Annotated in this window: 16 protein-coding genes; 7 read left to right on the forward strand and 9 right to left on the reverse strand. The window is 63.0% G+C overall.

Annotated elements, in window-relative coordinates:
• Positions 1 to 109: 109 nt before the first annotated feature.
• From K2O51_RS22485 to K2O51_RS22500, 4 genes are all read left to right on the forward strand, one after another.
• Positions 110 to 802 carry an SGNH/GDSL hydrolase family protein gene (locus K2O51_RS22485; RefSeq protein WP_011298106.1) on the forward strand — a complete coding sequence of 231 codons (693 nt, stop codon included), beginning with the start codon at positions 110 to 112 and terminating at the stop codon, positions 800 to 802.
• Between the two features lie 67 nt (positions 803 to 869).
• On the forward strand, positions 870 to 1,277 hold the full coding sequence (locus tag K2O51_RS22490; RefSeq protein ID WP_220631674.1) for a VOC family protein: 408 nt from the start codon (positions 870 to 872) through the stop codon (positions 1,275 to 1,277).
• Between the two features lie 393 nt (positions 1,278 to 1,670).
• The gene (locus tag K2O51_RS22495; protein WP_011298108.1) at positions 1,671 to 2,486 is read left to right on the forward strand and encodes a MetQ/NlpA family ABC transporter substrate-binding protein; all 816 of its coding nucleotides are present in this window, start codon (positions 1,671 to 1,673) and stop codon (positions 2,484 to 2,486) included.
• 302 nt (positions 2,487 to 2,788) lie between these two features.
• A complete protein-coding gene (locus K2O51_RS22500) occupies positions 2,789 to 3,646 on the forward strand; it encodes a lysophospholipid acyltransferase family protein (protein WP_041679633.1) in 858 nt (285 codons plus the stop codon).
• A gap of 27 nt (positions 3,647 to 3,673) precedes the next feature.
• Here the strand turns inward: K2O51_RS22500 and K2O51_RS22505 are convergent, their stop codons facing one another.
• Together K2O51_RS22505 and K2O51_RS22510 are read right to left on the reverse strand one after the other, a co-directional pair.
• Positions 3,674 to 4,120 (reverse strand): PaaI family thioesterase, encoded by a 447-nt coding sequence (locus K2O51_RS22505; protein ID WP_011298110.1) that lies wholly within the window; start codon positions 4,118 to 4,120, stop codon positions 3,674 to 3,676.
• Between the two features lie 187 nt (positions 4,121 to 4,307).
• Positions 4,308 to 4,958: a DsbA family oxidoreductase gene (locus K2O51_RS22510; RefSeq protein WP_220630742.1), complete on the reverse strand. Its 651-nt coding sequence runs from the start codon at positions 4,956 to 4,958 to the stop codon at positions 4,308 to 4,310.
• Between the two features lie 258 nt (positions 4,959 to 5,216).
• Between K2O51_RS22510 and K2O51_RS22515 the strand changes: the two genes are divergently transcribed.
• Positions 5,217 to 5,723 carry an FAD-dependent oxidoreductase gene (locus tag K2O51_RS22515; protein WP_245001866.1) on the forward strand — a complete coding sequence of 169 codons (507 nt, stop codon included), beginning with the start codon at positions 5,217 to 5,219 and terminating at the stop codon, positions 5,721 to 5,723.
• Positions 5,724 to 5,728: 5 nt separating this feature from the next.
• Here K2O51_RS22515 and K2O51_RS22520 read toward each other — a convergent pair whose 3' ends face one another.
• From K2O51_RS22520 to K2O51_RS22530, 3 genes are all read right to left on the reverse strand, one after another.
• Positions 5,729 to 6,220, reverse strand: coding sequence for a DUF3597 domain-containing protein (locus K2O51_RS22520; RefSeq protein WP_011298112.1), 492 nt, complete (start codon positions 6,218 to 6,220; stop codon positions 5,729 to 5,731).
• A gap of 153 nt (positions 6,221 to 6,373) precedes the next feature.
• Positions 6,374 to 7,960 carry a malate synthase A gene (aceB, locus tag K2O51_RS22525; protein WP_220630743.1) on the reverse strand — a complete coding sequence of 529 codons (1,587 nt, stop codon included), beginning with the start codon at positions 7,958 to 7,960 and terminating at the stop codon, positions 6,374 to 6,376.
• Positions 7,961 to 8,014: 54 nt separating this feature from the next.
• Positions 8,015 to 8,716: a haloacid dehalogenase type II gene (locus K2O51_RS22530; RefSeq protein ID WP_011298114.1), complete on the reverse strand. Its 702-nt coding sequence runs from the start codon at positions 8,714 to 8,716 to the stop codon at positions 8,015 to 8,017.
• Positions 8,717 to 8,966: 250 nt separating this feature from the next.
• On the opposite strand from K2O51_RS22530, the gene K2O51_RS22535 reads away from it, so the two are divergent.
• A complete protein-coding gene (locus K2O51_RS22535) occupies positions 8,967 to 9,917 on the forward strand; it encodes a LysR family transcriptional regulator (RefSeq protein WP_140949712.1) in 951 nt (316 codons plus the stop codon).
• 185 nt (positions 9,918 to 10,102) lie between these two features.
• On the forward strand, positions 10,103 to 10,537 hold the full coding sequence (locus K2O51_RS22540; protein WP_011298116.1) for a universal stress protein: 435 nt from the start codon (positions 10,103 to 10,105) through the stop codon (positions 10,535 to 10,537).
• Between the two features lie 57 nt (positions 10,538 to 10,594).
• On the opposite strand, the gene K2O51_RS22545 is transcribed toward K2O51_RS22540, so the two are convergent.
• From K2O51_RS22545 to K2O51_RS22560, 4 genes are read right to left on the reverse strand one after another with little or no spacing between them, the layout of a single operon-like run.
• Positions 10,595 to 10,960 carry a response regulator gene (locus tag K2O51_RS22545; protein ID WP_011298117.1) on the reverse strand — a complete coding sequence of 122 codons (366 nt, stop codon included), beginning with the start codon at positions 10,958 to 10,960 and terminating at the stop codon, positions 10,595 to 10,597.
• 47 nt (positions 10,961 to 11,007) lie between these two features.
• A complete protein-coding gene (locus K2O51_RS22550; RefSeq protein WP_220630744.1) occupies positions 11,008 to 11,541 on the reverse strand; it encodes a hypothetical protein in 534 nt (177 codons plus the stop codon).
• Positions 11,538 to 12,248, reverse strand: a complete 711-nt coding sequence (locus tag K2O51_RS22555; RefSeq protein ID WP_245001867.1) for a methyl-accepting chemotaxis protein — start codon at positions 12,246 to 12,248, stop codon at positions 11,538 to 11,540. Before K2O51_RS22555 ends, K2O51_RS22550 begins: the two co-directional genes overlap by 4 nt.
• A gap of 41 nt (positions 12,249 to 12,289) precedes the next feature.
• Positions 12,290 to 14,674 carry a HAMP domain-containing protein gene (locus K2O51_RS22560; RefSeq protein WP_220630745.1) on the reverse strand — a complete coding sequence of 795 codons (2,385 nt, stop codon included), beginning with the start codon at positions 14,672 to 14,674 and terminating at the stop codon, positions 12,290 to 12,292.
• Positions 14,675 to 14,804: the final 130 nt, after the last annotated feature.

Here is a 14,804-nt window from a genome sequence, read left to right on the forward strand (position 1 = left end):
TTCTCCGTGTTCTGATGTAATCGATATTATGAGGTGTCCGGCTGGTTCGTCAGTACCATTTCACTGCGCAGCGCAGCATCCGCGCCACGCGCCTGAAGGAGCCCTTCGCATGCCATTGACCGCGCCGTCTGAAGTCGATCCGCTGCAAATCCTGGTCTATGCCGATTCGCTTTCGTGGGGCATCGTGCCCGGCACCCGCCGGCGGCTTCCCTTCCCGGTTCGCTGGCCAGGCCGGCTCGAACTCGGCCTGAACGCCGACGGCGGCGCCCCGGTCCGCATCATCGAGGACTGCCTGAACGGCCGGCGCACCGTCTGGGACGACCCATTCAAACCGGGCCGCAACGGCTTGCAAGGGCTGGCGCAGCGCATCGAGATCCATTCCCCGGTGGCGCTCGTGGTTTTGATGCTGGGCAACAACGATTTCCAGTCCATGCATCCGCACAACGCCTGGCATGCGGCACAGGGCGTCGGCGCGCTGGTCCACGCCATCCGGACGGCGCCGATCGAACCGGGAATGCCGGTGCCGCCGATCCTGGTGGTGGTGCCGCCGCCGATCCGCACGCCCTGCGGGCCGCTCGCGCCCAAGTTCGCCGGCGGCGAACACAAGTGGGCAGGCCTGCCCGAGGCGCTGCGCGAACTGTGCGCCACAGTCGACTGCTCGCTGTTCGATGCGGGTACCGTGATCCAGAGCAGTGCCGTCGACGGCGTACACCTTGACGCCGATGCCCATGTCGCCCTGGGCGATGCCCTGCAACCGGTCGTTCGTGCGCTGCTCGCTGAATCCTCTGGACATCCCTCCTGACAGCAGCTGTCAGGAGCGCGGGCGCACAATGAGGCGGCAAATCCCCCGAAGCTGTCAGGAGACCATGATGCAGTTGTTGATCAACGTCGACGTCGATGACCTGCCGCGCGGCATCGGCTTCTACCAGGAAGGACTGGGCCTGCGCCTGAGCCGCAAGCTGTTTGACGATACTGTCGCAGAAATGACGGGCGGTGCCACGCCCATCTATCTGCTCGTCAAGCCGGCCGGCACGCGCCCGACCTCGCGCGCCGATACCCGGCGCGACTACCGCCGGCACTGGACGCCGGTGCATCTCGATTTTGTGGTGGACAACCTCGAAGCCGCCATCGAGCGCGCGCTGGAAGCCGGAGCGGAGATCGAGGACTGGCCGCAGGAGTTCGACTGGGGCCGGCAGGCGACGCTGTCGGACCCGTTTGGGCATGGGCTTTGTTTTATTGAGTGGAAGGGTGACGGGTATGGGGCGGCGCGGCACTAAGCTGCGTTGCTATATTCCTAGTCCGCAACGATGCGGATTCCGTAGTGACAATCCCTTCCTCAGAAGATCGAATGAAACCCAACGACACTCGGGCAAGGCTAGGCTAAGGCCAGTCGGGCAATTTCCGCCGCGGGCACGCTAGCTCTCGGCGATTTCGCCAACGTCGACGACGAATATCTCCAGTGGCAGGACAACCCGGGCAGCATTAAATGCCAAGCCGAGCCTGATGCTTGAATTCATAAGCATATGAAAAACAAATAGACGCCAAAATCCCCTGCGCCACCCCGTTTGGACGCAATTGCGTTAATCTTTGGCCTCGCCCGCCCCACCCTACACGGACCGGGGCCAGGCGCCTTTCAAGCCACAAGCTTCCAATAACATCCAAACTCTCCTATGCGCAGCATCTCCCTTTACAAGCGTCTGGCGGTTGCCGTGTCCGCCGTAGGTTTCATTGCCGCCGCCGGCAACGCCTCGGCCCAGGAACAGACTATTCGCGTGGGTACCGTGAGCGGGCCGGACGCTGAAGTCTGGCAAGTCGTGCAGAAAGCGGCCAAGAAGAATGGCCTGAACGTGAAGGTCGTGGAATTTAACGACTACGTGCAGCCGAACGCCGCACTGGATGCCGGCGACCTCGACGCCAACAGCTTCCAGCACCAGCCTTACCTCGACAGCCAGATCAAGCAGCGCGGCTACAAGATGGTTAGCGTGGGCTACACCTACATCTCGCCACTGGGCATCTACTCGAAGAACCTGAAGTCGCCGAAGGATCTGGCGCAGGGCGCCAAGGTTGCCGTGCCGAATGACCCGTCGAACGAGAACCGTGCCCTGCTGCTGCTCCAGGCACAGGGCGTGATCAAGCTCAAGGCCGGCGCAGGCACAAACGGCGCCAACGCGACCCCGCTGGACGTCGCCGAGAACCCGAAGAAACTGAAGATCGTGGAGCTGGACGCCGCCCAGCTTGCTCGCGCCCTGCCCGACGTCGGCGCCGCCGTCATCAACACCAACTACGCGCTGGCCGCCGGCCTCCAGCCGACCAGGAATGCAATCGCCCTGGAAGACATCCACAGCCCGTACGCCAACATCATCGTCGTTCGCACGCAGGACAAGGACAAGCCGTGGGTGAAGAAGCTGGTGGCGGCTTATCAGTCGGAAGACGTCAAGCAGTTCATGAAGACCCAGTTCAAGGGCGCGATGGTCCCTTCGTTCTGATGGAACGACGGAGTGATGTCCTGATGGACTGATAGCCATACGGGACCGGATCAAGCATCGAACATCATGATCCGGTCCCGTACGCCACGGCAAATCCCCCACGATTGCGACCATGTACGTGCCGTGCAAGCGCACCGTGTCTCCTGCCAAAACCCGGGCCCGCAAACCGATGCGTGGTACAGTGAGCGCCCTTCAACGCGAGAGGCCCGCATGTTCCGCCGCGCCAATGATTTCACGCTGAAAAGGGAGACGCTCGCGTGACCGACTCCCCGCGCCAGCCTTCCTCACGCAGCCCTCTTTCCATGGTGGTACGGCTCGTTGCCGCGCTGCCGCTGCCGGTCGCCCATGCAGTCGGACGCATGTTGGGACGGCTCGTCTATGCCCTGCCGGGCCGGTACCGCCAGCATGTGCAACAGAATGCGGCCCAAGCCGGATATCCGGGGCCTGCTTTCGCACGCCGCGCGGCGGCCGAAACCGGTGCGATGATGACCGAACTGGCCCATGTCTGGTTTCGCAGCGCGGACTGTATGGAGAAGGTCATCTGCGAAGACTGGGACGTGATCGAGCAAACGCTCGCCGAAGGCCGTGGTCTCGTCATGCTTACGCCTCACCTGGGATGCTTCGAACTGGCGGCCCGCTATGCCGCGGAACGCATCTCGTTGACGATCATGTTCCGGCCGCACCGCAAGGCAGTGTTTCGGGAATTGCTCGACTCCGTGCGCGAAACGTCGAACCTGAAGGCGTTTCCGGCGACCGCACAGGGGGTACGTGCGTTCGTACGCGCATTGCGGCAGGGCGAGGCGGTCGGTCTGTTGCCCGACCAGGCCCCCAAGGGCGATGGCGTGTGGGTGCCCTTCTTCGGCCGCAAGGCCTATACGATCACCTTGCCGTGCAAGCTGGCATCCCAAACTGGTGCGCCATTGATCATCGCCGCCGGCGAGCGGCTGCCGCATGGGCGCGGCTGGCGCATGCATGTGAAGCGACTGACGGCGCCGATGCCGCCGACCGCGGAAGAACAGGCAGCGTGGATCAATGCCGAGGTCGAGGAAATGATTCGCCGATTCCCCGAGCAGTATCTGTGGGGTTACAACCGCTACAAGGTACCGTCCGGCACGCAAGCGCCGAGCGCGAACAGCACCGAGACCGCAAACGCCGCGTGACGACTGCGCTCGCGGCGCATTCCTCGCTCACTTGAGGTATTTCATCGTCGCCACGCCCGTGGCGACGAGCGTTTCTTCGTCCAGCCAGACCTCCGCGCGCGAGAAGAAGATCGAACGGCCACGCCGCTCGACCATGCCTTTCGCGGTCAGCAGCTTGCCTGTCCCGTTGCTCAGGAAGTTTGACGTCAGCGACAACGTGACGGCGTGCAACGGCGCTTCGCCGGGCGGCGAGTACAGGCCCGAATAACCGGTCGCAGCATCCAGCAACGTGCAGATGGTGCCGCCGTGAATGACACGGCTGCGGTTTAGCATATGGGGCGCGACGTCGAGCTCCAGCTCCACGTAATCGCGGCGCCATTGGGTAATGCGGACACCGACACTTTCCAGCGCAGGATTATCGAGGCTGAATCGGCCGCGCTCGTCGCACGAAACAACATCCGCAGCAGTGGCGGTTTCGGAGAATGGATCTTTCATTTCATGAATCGGCGCTGCTTCTTGGGGAAGCGCACGCCTTGCAAGCTACAGGGGCACGCCGGGCCGCCCCTTCAGGAAGCGCAGGCCCGTTTGCTATCGCGCGACAGCAAGAGCGTAACTTCCGGCGATTTGCCCCTGCGCGTAAAGCCGGATTTCGCGAACGGTCCCTTTTGTCCGCGTGAATCCCTTATTCCTTTGCGGTTTCCGCCAGGATGCTTTGGATCGCCTGCTCGAAGGCTTCCACCGGCTGTCCGCCCGTCACCAGGTAACGGCGGTTGAAGATGATGGCAGGCACAGAACTGATGCCCATCGACTGGTTTTCGCGTTCCGCCTCGCGCACCTCATCGGCATAGTCGCCGCCCTGCAGCACCTCGCGCGCCCGCGCGCCATCGAGCCCTACCGACTCCGCAACATCGACCAGCACATCATGGTCACTGGGATCCCGGCCGTCGCCATGGTAGGCCTTCAGCAGTGCCAGCTTGAGCGGAAGCTGGCGACCTTCGAGCCCTGCCCAATGCAGCAGCCGATGCGCATCGAACGTGTTGTAGACACGCGTGCGCGGCCCGAACGCAAAGCCCACCGCAGCCCCACGATCGCGAATCATCGCCTGCGTCTCGGCAACTTGCTCAGGAGTGCGCCCGTACTTCTTGCCGAGGTACTCGACGATCGTCTCACCGCCGGGACCCATGTCGGGATTCAGTTCGAACGGATGGACGGCGATCTCGGCGTCGACCGCATCGCCAAGGCGCGACAGCGCAAGCTGCAACGAAGACAGCCCAATGGCACACCACGGGCAGGAGATATCGGAAACGAAGTCGATGCGGAGCGGTTGGGTCATGGTGTTTGTGACGGGAACGCGATTCGTGGAGTAACAGTGGCGGACAGGGTATCGCGAATCGCTAGACCTTGCTGACGCAGGGAATTGACGGTCCTCGAACACGAAACGGTGTTGCGTGTTGCCAGCCCCTACCTGGGCGAGGTCGTCGGCGTGTATGGGGACTGGACCGCAACGAATCGGGTGGGGTGCCTCGGGGCGTAACGGCGGCCAGGCAATCGTCGGGTTCGGGGCCGAGGGCGAACGGGCGATCGACCGGCCATGGCTGCCGCCTCGAACAACAACCTCATCGTCGATGACTTCCGCCTCAGCGCAGATCGCCGGCTGCTGTTCGGCGCCGGCGAGACGTTCAGCGCGCGCCCGCCGCGCAACCTTGTGGAGCGCATCCGTTCACGCATGGTCAGGGTATTTCCGCAGACGGCCGATCTGCAGATCGAATATGCCTGGGGCGGCTTTATCGACATCCCCATGAACCGCGCACCCGACCTCGGCCGTATCGGCAAATGCCTTTACTACGCGCAAGGCTTCTCCGGGCATGGCGGGAAAGCTGATGGCCGAAGCCGTCAGCGGGGATGCCACGCGGTTCGATGTGTTCGCGCGCATCCGGCATCGCCGCTTTCCGGGCGGCGATGCCTTGCGAACGCCGGCACTGGTGCTCGGCATGTGGTACTACAAGCTGCGCGACCCGCTTTGATGCCGTCAGCCCCGGTAACGTTGCGCATTGCAGAACACGTAGCGCAGTTTTTCAGGGCCGTGCAAAACGGTTAGTCCGGTCAGTCGGTCAGGTCCTTCGGCAGCTTGCCGCCGTTTGCAGCGAGTTCCTGCATCACGCGCTTGTGGAGCCAGGTGTTCATCGCTGCCGAGTCGTTGGTGTCGCCCGAGTAGTTCAGCTCTTTCGCAAGTGCCTTGCGATGTTCGAGGCTGCTGTCGACGCCCAGTGCCTTGAGCGTGTCGACAATGGATGTCCGCCAGCTGAGCGCCTGGCCCGAATCATTGGCAGCCTTGTCCATGACGGCCTCCACGTCGACTTGCGAGAGCGGCTGCTGCTGGCTTGCCGTCGTTCCAGATGGCGCCGTGCTGCCTGCCGGTGGCACTGCGCCAGCGGACGGTGCCTGCGGGCTCGCTGAGGGCGACGTCGTCCCGGTGGTAGCACTGGGTGTCGTGCCAGGCGTGGCGGTCGCAGTGCCGGTCTGCGCTTGTGTCTGCGTTTGCGCGGACTGGCCCCGGTGCAACAGCTTGTTCAGGATGTCCTTGAAGATGCTCATGTCAGCTCCCTGTTCAGATTGACGAGAGCGTTCCGTGCAACTTTCATTCCCTGTCGTCAGCCGGCCCGGCAATACCACTACTCAAACAAAAACCCGCGGCTCTCACCGCGGGTTTTTTCACTGCCTTAAGCCCTGCCTTAAGCCGCTACAGGCTCAGACTTCTTCGTACAGCGGCAGCGTCAGGAATTCGGCAAAGTCTTCCGACGTCGACATCTGCTCGAAGATTTCCGCAGCGCGGTCGTACGTCCTCGTCTCGCCGCCGACTTCAGCCTTCACCTTGGCCAGTTCTTCCGGAATCAGCTTGCGCACGAGTTCGGCCGTGACCTTGGTGCCGTCTTCCAGCTTGCCCTTCGGCGAGCGGATCCATTGCCACACCTGCGAGCGCGAGATTTCGGCGGTGGCCGCATCTTCCATCAGGTTGTGGATCGGCACGCAGCCGTTGCCGGCCAGCCAGGCGCCCAGGTAGTGGATGCCCACGTTGATGTTCATGCGCAGGCCGCCTTCGGTGATCGGCGTTTCCGGCTGGAAGTCCAGCAGGTCCGAACCCTTCACGTTCACGTCCGGACGCTGCTTCTCGAACTGGTTCGGCTTGTCGCCGAGCACAGCCACGAATTCCTTCATGGCGGGCTCGACCAGCCCCGGGTGAGCCACCCAGCCGCCGTCGTAGCCGTCGGTCGCGTCGCGCTTCTTGTCGTTGATGATGCCCTGCATGGCGATGGCGTTCTTCTCCGGATCGTTCTTGATCGGGATCAGTGCGCTCATGCCGCCCATGGCGGGCGCGCCGCGATAGTGGCAGGTCTTCAGCAGCAGCAGTGCGTACGCGCGCATGAACGGCGCGGTCATGGTGACCTTGGCGCGGTCGGCCAGGCAGAAGTTCTTGTCGTTCTTGAACTTCTTGATGCACGAGAAGATGTAGTCCCAGCGGCCGGCGTTCAGCCCAGCGCTGTGCTCGCGCAGTTCGTACAGGATTTCATCCATTTCGAACGCGGCGAGGATGGTTTCGATCAGCACCGTGGCCTTGATCGTGCCTTGCGGCAGGCCGATCTCGTTCTGGGCCATCACGAAGATATCGTTCCACAGGCGTGCTTCCAGATGGCTTTCCATCTTCGGCAGGTAGAAGAACGGGCCGTCGCCGCGGGCGATTTGCTCCTTGGCGTTGTGGACCAGGAACAGCGCGAAGTCGAAGATGCCGCCCGAGACGCGCTTGCCGTCGATCGTGACGTGCTTTTCGTCGAGGTGCCAGCCACGGGGACGCACCTGCAGCGTAGCGATCTTGTCGTTGAGCTTGTATTGCTTGCCCTTCGATTCCAGCGTCAGCGTGCGGCGCACGGCAGCCTTCAGGTTCACCTGACCCTGCATCTGGTTGTGCCAGTTCGGGGTGTTGGAGTCCTCGAAGTCGGTCATGTAGCTGTCAGCGCCCGAGTTGAAGGCGTTGATGACCATCTTGGCCTCGACCGGACCGGTGATTTCCACGCGGCGGCATTCCAGGGCCTTGGGGATCGGGGCAACCTTCCAGTCGCCTTCGCGGATGTGCTTGGTTTCCGGCAGGAAATCGGGCACTTCGCCAGCGTCCAGGCGCTTGGCGCGTTCCACGCGCGCGGCCAGCAGTTCCTGACGGCGCGGCTCGAAGGCGCGGTGCAGTTTGTCTACCAGGGCCAGGGCTTCCGGCGTGAGGATATCTTCGTAGGCCGGCAGGATCTCGCCGGTAATCTTCATGCCCGCGGGCAGCGTGATAGCCATCAGTCTTCTCCTGTTAGTCGATAGCTTGTTAGAGGGTTGACCGCTCGTTGCCGTTCAGATTTCCACGCCTTTGGCGCGGACGAAATCGAGCAGGTCGTTCATATCGTGCCCGGTGCCGGAGGGCGCTACGTCAAGGCGCTCCGCCGGGTGGCCGGCACGGTTGATCCAGAACGTGGTGTAGCCAAACCAGGTCGCGCCGCAAGCATCCCACCCATTCGACGAGACAAAGAGGATGTCTTCTGCCGGCAGGTCGAATGCCTTCGGCCCGAGCGCATAGGCCGCCGGTGCCGTCTTGTACTGGCGCACGGCATCCACGGACAGCACGTGGTCAAACAGCCCGTGCATGCCGGCACTCTTGACCGAAATGTCCAGCATCTCGGCATTGCCGTTGGACAGGATGCCGAGCGGCAGGCCCGCGCGTCGCAGTCGCTTGAGCGCACCCAGGTTCTCCGGGAACGCGGACAGGCAGGCGTATTCCTTAAGCAATTGCGCCTCGGTCGCCTCGTCCAGCGTCACGCGCAGCCGCTCTGCGGCGTAGCGCAGCGAATCCACCGTCAGGGCCCAGAACGGCTTGTAGTACTTGCCGTCGGGCGAGGCCATGCTGCGAACGCGGGTGTAGTCGATCTGGCGCTCGCGCCACAGCAATGCCAGTGCCTCACCCTTGCCCGGGAACAACTGTTCCGCGCGCGCCGTGACGGAATACACGTCGAACAGCGTGCCGTAGGCGTCGAAGACGACTGCGCGGATCTTGGTCATGGGCGCTCTGGTTTCTGGAGATGTGCTGTGCCGTAGGCGTTTGCGTGGGGCTGTACACCATTGAATGCATCGCATTGTAGGCAGTCGCTGCAGTGCGGCAAAGCGGGCCCGGGTCACTTGATCTTTTACTTTTCGGCATCTAATCTTGGCTGACTCATCGAACAATAAACACCAATCCTCTCCCATTTGCGTGAAATCCCCGTCCACCAGCCCGTGCCGGTGATCGCGCAGGCATCGCAGGCAAACATTTGTGGACCATTTCAAACAACTGGAGACTTTTGTATCCGTGGCCTCGCGCGGCAGCTTGTCCGCCGCGGCGGGAGCCGAAGGGGTGGCACCCGCCATCATCGGACGGCGCATCGATGCCCTGGAGGAGCGGCTGGGCGTCAAGCTGTTGATCCGCACCACGCGCAAGATCAGCCTGACCTTCGAGGGTTCAGCCTTCCTGGAAGACTGCCAGCGCATCCTGAATGACCTGCACAACGCGGAAGCCAGCGTGTCGGCCGGTGGCGTAAAGGCCAGCGGCCACCTGCGTGTCACGGCCCCGGCCGGTTACGGACGCAAGCATGTGGCGCCGCTCGTGCCGCTGTTTATCGAATCGCACCCTGATGTGACGATTACGCTGGATCTATCCGATCGCGTCGTCGATCTCGTCAATGAAGGCTTTGACTGCGCCATTCGGCTGGGCGATCTGCCGGATTCCAGCCTGGTTTCCATCCGGCTCGCCGAAACACGTCGTGTGGTGGTGGCATCACCCGACTATCTGGCAAGGGCAGGCACTCCGGTTCTGCCGGAAGAACTGCAGGGCCATAACTGCCTGGCGTTCGGCGCGAGCGCCAATGTCCAGCGCGGCTGGGTATTCCAGCAGGAAGGCCGTACGGTCACGGTCAAAGTGGGCGGCGATATGGAATGCACGGACGGCGCCGTGCTCCACGAGTGGTGCCTGCAGGGGCATGGATTGGCCTGGCGTTCGTGGTGGGAGGTGGGCAGCGAAATCGCCAGCGGCCGGCTGGTGACAGTGCTCGATGAGTTCCAGGCGCCGCCGATCGGCATCCACGCCGTATTTCCGCAGCGCAAGCACCTGCCGCTGCGCGTGCGCTTGTTTATCGACCATCTGAAGAACACTTACGGCAATCCGGCCTACTGGCGCCGGACTGAGCAGACTCCGGCTCGGACAGCCATGACGGCAGTGGCGGGATAAGGCAGCTACGCGGGAGCAGGATGTGCGCTATCGCACTCTGTTGCAATTGATTTAGCGCAATGCCCTACTCGGCACACTGTCTACAATGGTTTTCAGACAGGCGCTTTCCGGTCGCAAGCAAAAGTCTTGTGAAGGTCGCAACCGGGCCTGCCCTCCCCTCATCCCCCGCATGAAAGGAGTCCCGCATGTTCCAACACATCCTTCTCCCCACCGACGGTTCCGACCTCTCCAAGAAGGCAATCAACGGCGGACTGGAGCTAGCCAAGGCCATCGGCGCACGCGTCACTGCCTATGTCTGCCTGGAAGAGTATCCATACACACCGTTCAGCGAGATCGTGGTCGAGGCACCGCAGGCCTTCAAGGACCGCATCGAGAACCAGGCCAAGCTATACCTGAAGGAAGTGGAAAACCTCGCCATGGCGGCGGGCGTGACGTTTGACACCGACATGTCGACGTTTGCAGTGCCTTATCTCGGCATCATCGACGCGGCCGAGCGGCATGGCTGCGATGTGATCTTCATGGCGTCGCACGGCCGGCGCGGCTTGTCCGGGCTGTTGCTGGGCTCGGAAACCCAGAAGGTGCTCACGCACACCGACATTCCGGTGATCGTTTATCGCTAATTTCGATCGCTGGCAGGACCGAGGCCAACGGCCCGGTCCTGCCCCTGCCGTTCTGGCTCAGGCCGCGAGCTTGCGGAACGTCTCAAGCACGGCGTCGCCCTTGAACGGCTTGACGATCCAGCCGCGCACGCCGGCTGCCTTGCCGCGTTCCTTCATGGCCGGGCTGCTTTCCGTGGTCAGCATGATGATGTTGACACCGGCGTTCTTCAGTTCGCCGCGGATCTTTTCCACCATGGTCAGGCCATCCATCTCGGGCATATTGATATCACTGACCACCAGGCGAATGTCCTGACGGCCACGCAGCTTCGCGAGGCCGTCCTTGCCGTCCACCGCAGTCTCGACATCCAGGCCATTGCGCCGCAGGAATCCGGCGACCTCGTCCCGCACGGTGCTCGAGTCGTCTACTACGAGAATCTTCCCCATTTATTGCCTCGCTTTCCTTTGCATCAACTTTCGTATCAATTTTCGTGTCAAAACAATTCCAGCTCGCCGCCACTCTCGGTCTCCGCCGCGACTTCGGCCTGGAAGTCGAGCGGACCATTGGCACACACCGCCAGCGTCACACCCACCTGCACCCCATCGTTGATGACCACCGCATAGGTGGCCAGCATTTGGGGGCCGAGCGCATCGACGTACGACAGGCAATGCGCGCCAAGCACGTAGGGCGTGGACATACCCAGATCCGGGAAATACGCGGACAGCACCTGGCTGATGGCGCCGCAGCAAAGATTGCCGATTTCCAGGAAGCCTTCCAGCGGCGTCACGCTGGCCGTATCACGCACGAAGTACTGGCGCGTCTGTGCACGCGCCGGCAGGTGCAGCAGGAGCAGCAACCGAAACGCGAGGCCCGAAATCGTGAACGTGACGATATCCGCGTCGGTCTCCATGGTTTCCGTGCTGACGCGCGCCACGTTGCAGTGGTCGGCGGCATCCATCACCAGCCGGCTGCGCACGGCGTGCTGGAGGATCCGGTCGAAGCTGTCGCTTGCGTTCGCGCTGATCACGACCCGGCCCTGCCAGACAGGGAAACGAGTTGGCCGGCCAGCGACTCGACCTGGCTCAGCGATGCGGTAATCATCTTGCCGCCGGCCTGGATATCCTGGAACGTCGCTGCGGTGGACAGGTCGTTCTTGTGCAGGCATTCGCCGAAGCCGCGCGCCAGCGCTTCCGACCGGGCCGCGAGCGTCCTGACTTCGCCAGCGACGATCGCAAAGCCGCGGCCGAACTGCCCGGCATGCGCGGCTTCGATCGAAGCGTTCAGCGAGACAATGACCACGTGTCGCACGATAGAAGCGAGCTCCGCATTCTTGGTGTGCATCTCGCGGTTCTGCGCCATCAGCGCGATCATCTGCTCGTGCCAGCGCTCGAAGGTCGTGGCCAGGCCGCGCAGGCGGTTCGTTTCGGCAGCGATACGGGCGGCATGCGCAGCCCCGTTGCGCGCGGCCTCTTGCGCGCCGCGCAGCGCCTCGGCTGCCTGGCGTGCCTGCCGGGACTGCTCCGTCAAAGCCTCCCGGCTCTGCGCAAGTTCCTGCTCGAGCTGCGCCACGCGCTGTTCGGCAGCCTCGCGCCGCTCGCGCTCGCCATCGTCGTGCCACACCGGCGGCTCAACCACCGGCTGCGCTGCCGTGGCGCGCACGGTGCGCCTTTCACCGAACCATGTCTTGCATCGCGCGGCCCACGTGCCGGCACGGCCGGCGGATCCCTCTGTCAAAGTCTGTCTGCTCATTGCACTGATACTGATACGTAGATCGATTACGCTTCCATCGGCTGCGGTACGGCTGCGCGGTCCGCTTGCGGGTGCCGGCCCTCAAGTCCGGCGGCGTCCACGATGTAGCGTTGCGGCAGCCGCACGATGGTTTCGAAGAGCCTGAACGTCGCGCCTTCGCTGTCGTCGGTAAAGTGCAGGCTCACGTTGCCGCCCTCGCGCTGCAGGAAGGCCAGCACCGCCTCCATGCCGACACCGCGACCCGAAACAGCCGTCACGTTCTGCGCCGTGGAAAACCCGGCGCGGAAGATGAACTGCGCAAGCTCCGCATCGCTGCACGCCTGATTGGCTTGCAACCAACCGCGCGCGATGGCAATGCTGCGGATGCGCCCAAGGCTGAGCCCGCGACCGTCATCGGCTAGCGTTACCCGCAGGCCCTGTTCGTCCGTGATCACATCGACCGTGATCCGGCCTGCAGCCGGCTTGCCCTCCAGCCGGCGCACGTCGGGCTGCTCGATGCCGTGGTCGAGCGCATTGCGAAACAGGTGGGTAAAGACATCCGTGAGCACGGCGCCGGCCTTCGCCACTACGCGTTGGCCGCCACCATTGACCTGTACAGCCGGCGCGGCCTTGCCGAGTTCCGTGGCCAGCGACGGCAGGGAGTCGATCACGCCCGACAGCGCATGATCGACGCTGACTGTCCCAAGGCAGCTCAGGTTGCGGTGCACGGCATCACGCATGGCAGCCAGTTCGCGCAGGCTGGTCGGATCAGATTGCTCCACGAGCGCCAGCGTCGCGCGGATGGCTTCTTCATCGGCAGACGGCATGCCCACCGCCGAACCACCGCCCTGCATGCTGCGCCCGAGCCGCGATTCGCTGATCATTGCATAACGGCCCAGCGCGTCATGCACGCGCTCAAGTTCGTCGAGCAGGCGGTCCTTGTCCCAGTTGCCCTGGGCGGCGGCGCTGCGCAGCGAGTCGTAAGACTGTTCGATCTCGTGCGCGACTTCGGCAATATGGCGGAACTGGTGCGTGCGCGCATTGCCCTTCACGGTATGCATATTGCGGAACAACGCGTTGACCGCGTCGATGTCCGCCTGCACGTTCTGGCGCAGGATGCGCTCGTTCTCGCGCGCAAACCCGACCGCGCTTTCCATGAAGCGGCTGAACGATGCCTCGTTCACCGCGAGGATTTCGCCGATGATCTCGAGATCCTGCTTCTGTTCGCTCGCTTCGGCGGCAAGCTTGCGCAGTTGCGTGACATCGCGCAGGCACAGCATCAGCCGCACGATGTTGTCGTGCTCGTCGGTGATCGGCGACCAGCTCAGGTCCAGCACTTTCACGCTCCCGTCCGGCATGCGGCGCGTGACTTCCTTCACGAGCAGATGCTCGTTGAAGTCGAAGTTCATCAGGTCCTGCCCTAGACAGGCGTCAATCGCAGCATCCACCTGCGACGCCAGCTCGGCGCTGATATCGCTGTGCGCAACGATCAGCTCCATGACATGGCGGCCCTCGATCTCGTGCGTTTCCAGAATCTGTTCGAGAAACTTCGAGTACTCGGGATGAACAACGGCGCCCGGCACCACGGTCAGGATGCCCTGCTGCATGTTCTGCAGGATAGCCTGCATGTCGGTAGTCTTCTGGCGCAGCAGGCCCGCGTTCTCCTGGATCCTCTCGATCATGCTGTTGAACGCGATGATCGAACGGCCGATTTCGTCCGCGCTGCCGACCGGTACGCGCCGCGAAAAATCCTGGCTGTCCGCAATCTCGCTCATCATTGCCTGCATGCGCGTCAGCGGGCGAGCGATCTGGCGATACAGCACCATGCCGACACCAACCAGTAGCAGCACTGCGATGCCGCTCACCACGCCGATCGCCGTGGTAGTCGTACTCATCAGCCCGTTCAGTGCGGTGATGGCCTCGTCTTTCTCGCGGTTTTTTTCCACGCGAAGCGTCTGGACGATCTTTTCCATTTCGTCGCGATAGCGCGCCACGTTGGCAAACAGAAAGGCCTGCGCGAGTTCATCGCGGCCAGCGGCTTTCATTTCCGCGGTCTCGCGGATGGCCTCGGCGTAATTGCCGAAGCTTTCCCTGGCCTGCTCCACCAGTCCGCGCTGAGCCTGCGTATGGGCGTGCTCCGCCTGGGATGCGAGCGCCATGCTTAACGCCGCCTGATGGTCCTTCAGTTCGGCCTGGCTTTGCGCCACCAGCGCGGCGTCGGGCGCATACACGAGCGCCATCGTCGCAAGCTGCACATCCTTGACGAGTGCGACGACATCGGCAGACGCCAGCGCGCTCGGCACGACGCCTTCCGTCACTTCCTTGACCTGTGCGGCGCTGCCCCGCGTCTGATAGACGGCGTAGCCGCCAATACCGGCCAGCGACAGGAACGCCAGCATGATCAACAGCGTAATGCGATGACGAATACTCATAGCTACCTGCAATGCCCCAATGCTGTGTTTGCGAACTGATCCTGCGCCATTGCGCAAGTCAGAAGAGAGGTGGAAAACAGGGCCAAATTATTGTGACAAAGTGTTACCGCGACATGACTACGCGTCACTT

This window comes from Cupriavidus pinatubonensis, from assembly GCF_019602855.1.
GTDB lineage: Bacteria > Pseudomonadota > Gammaproteobacteria > Burkholderiales > Burkholderiaceae > Cupriavidus > Cupriavidus pinatubonensis.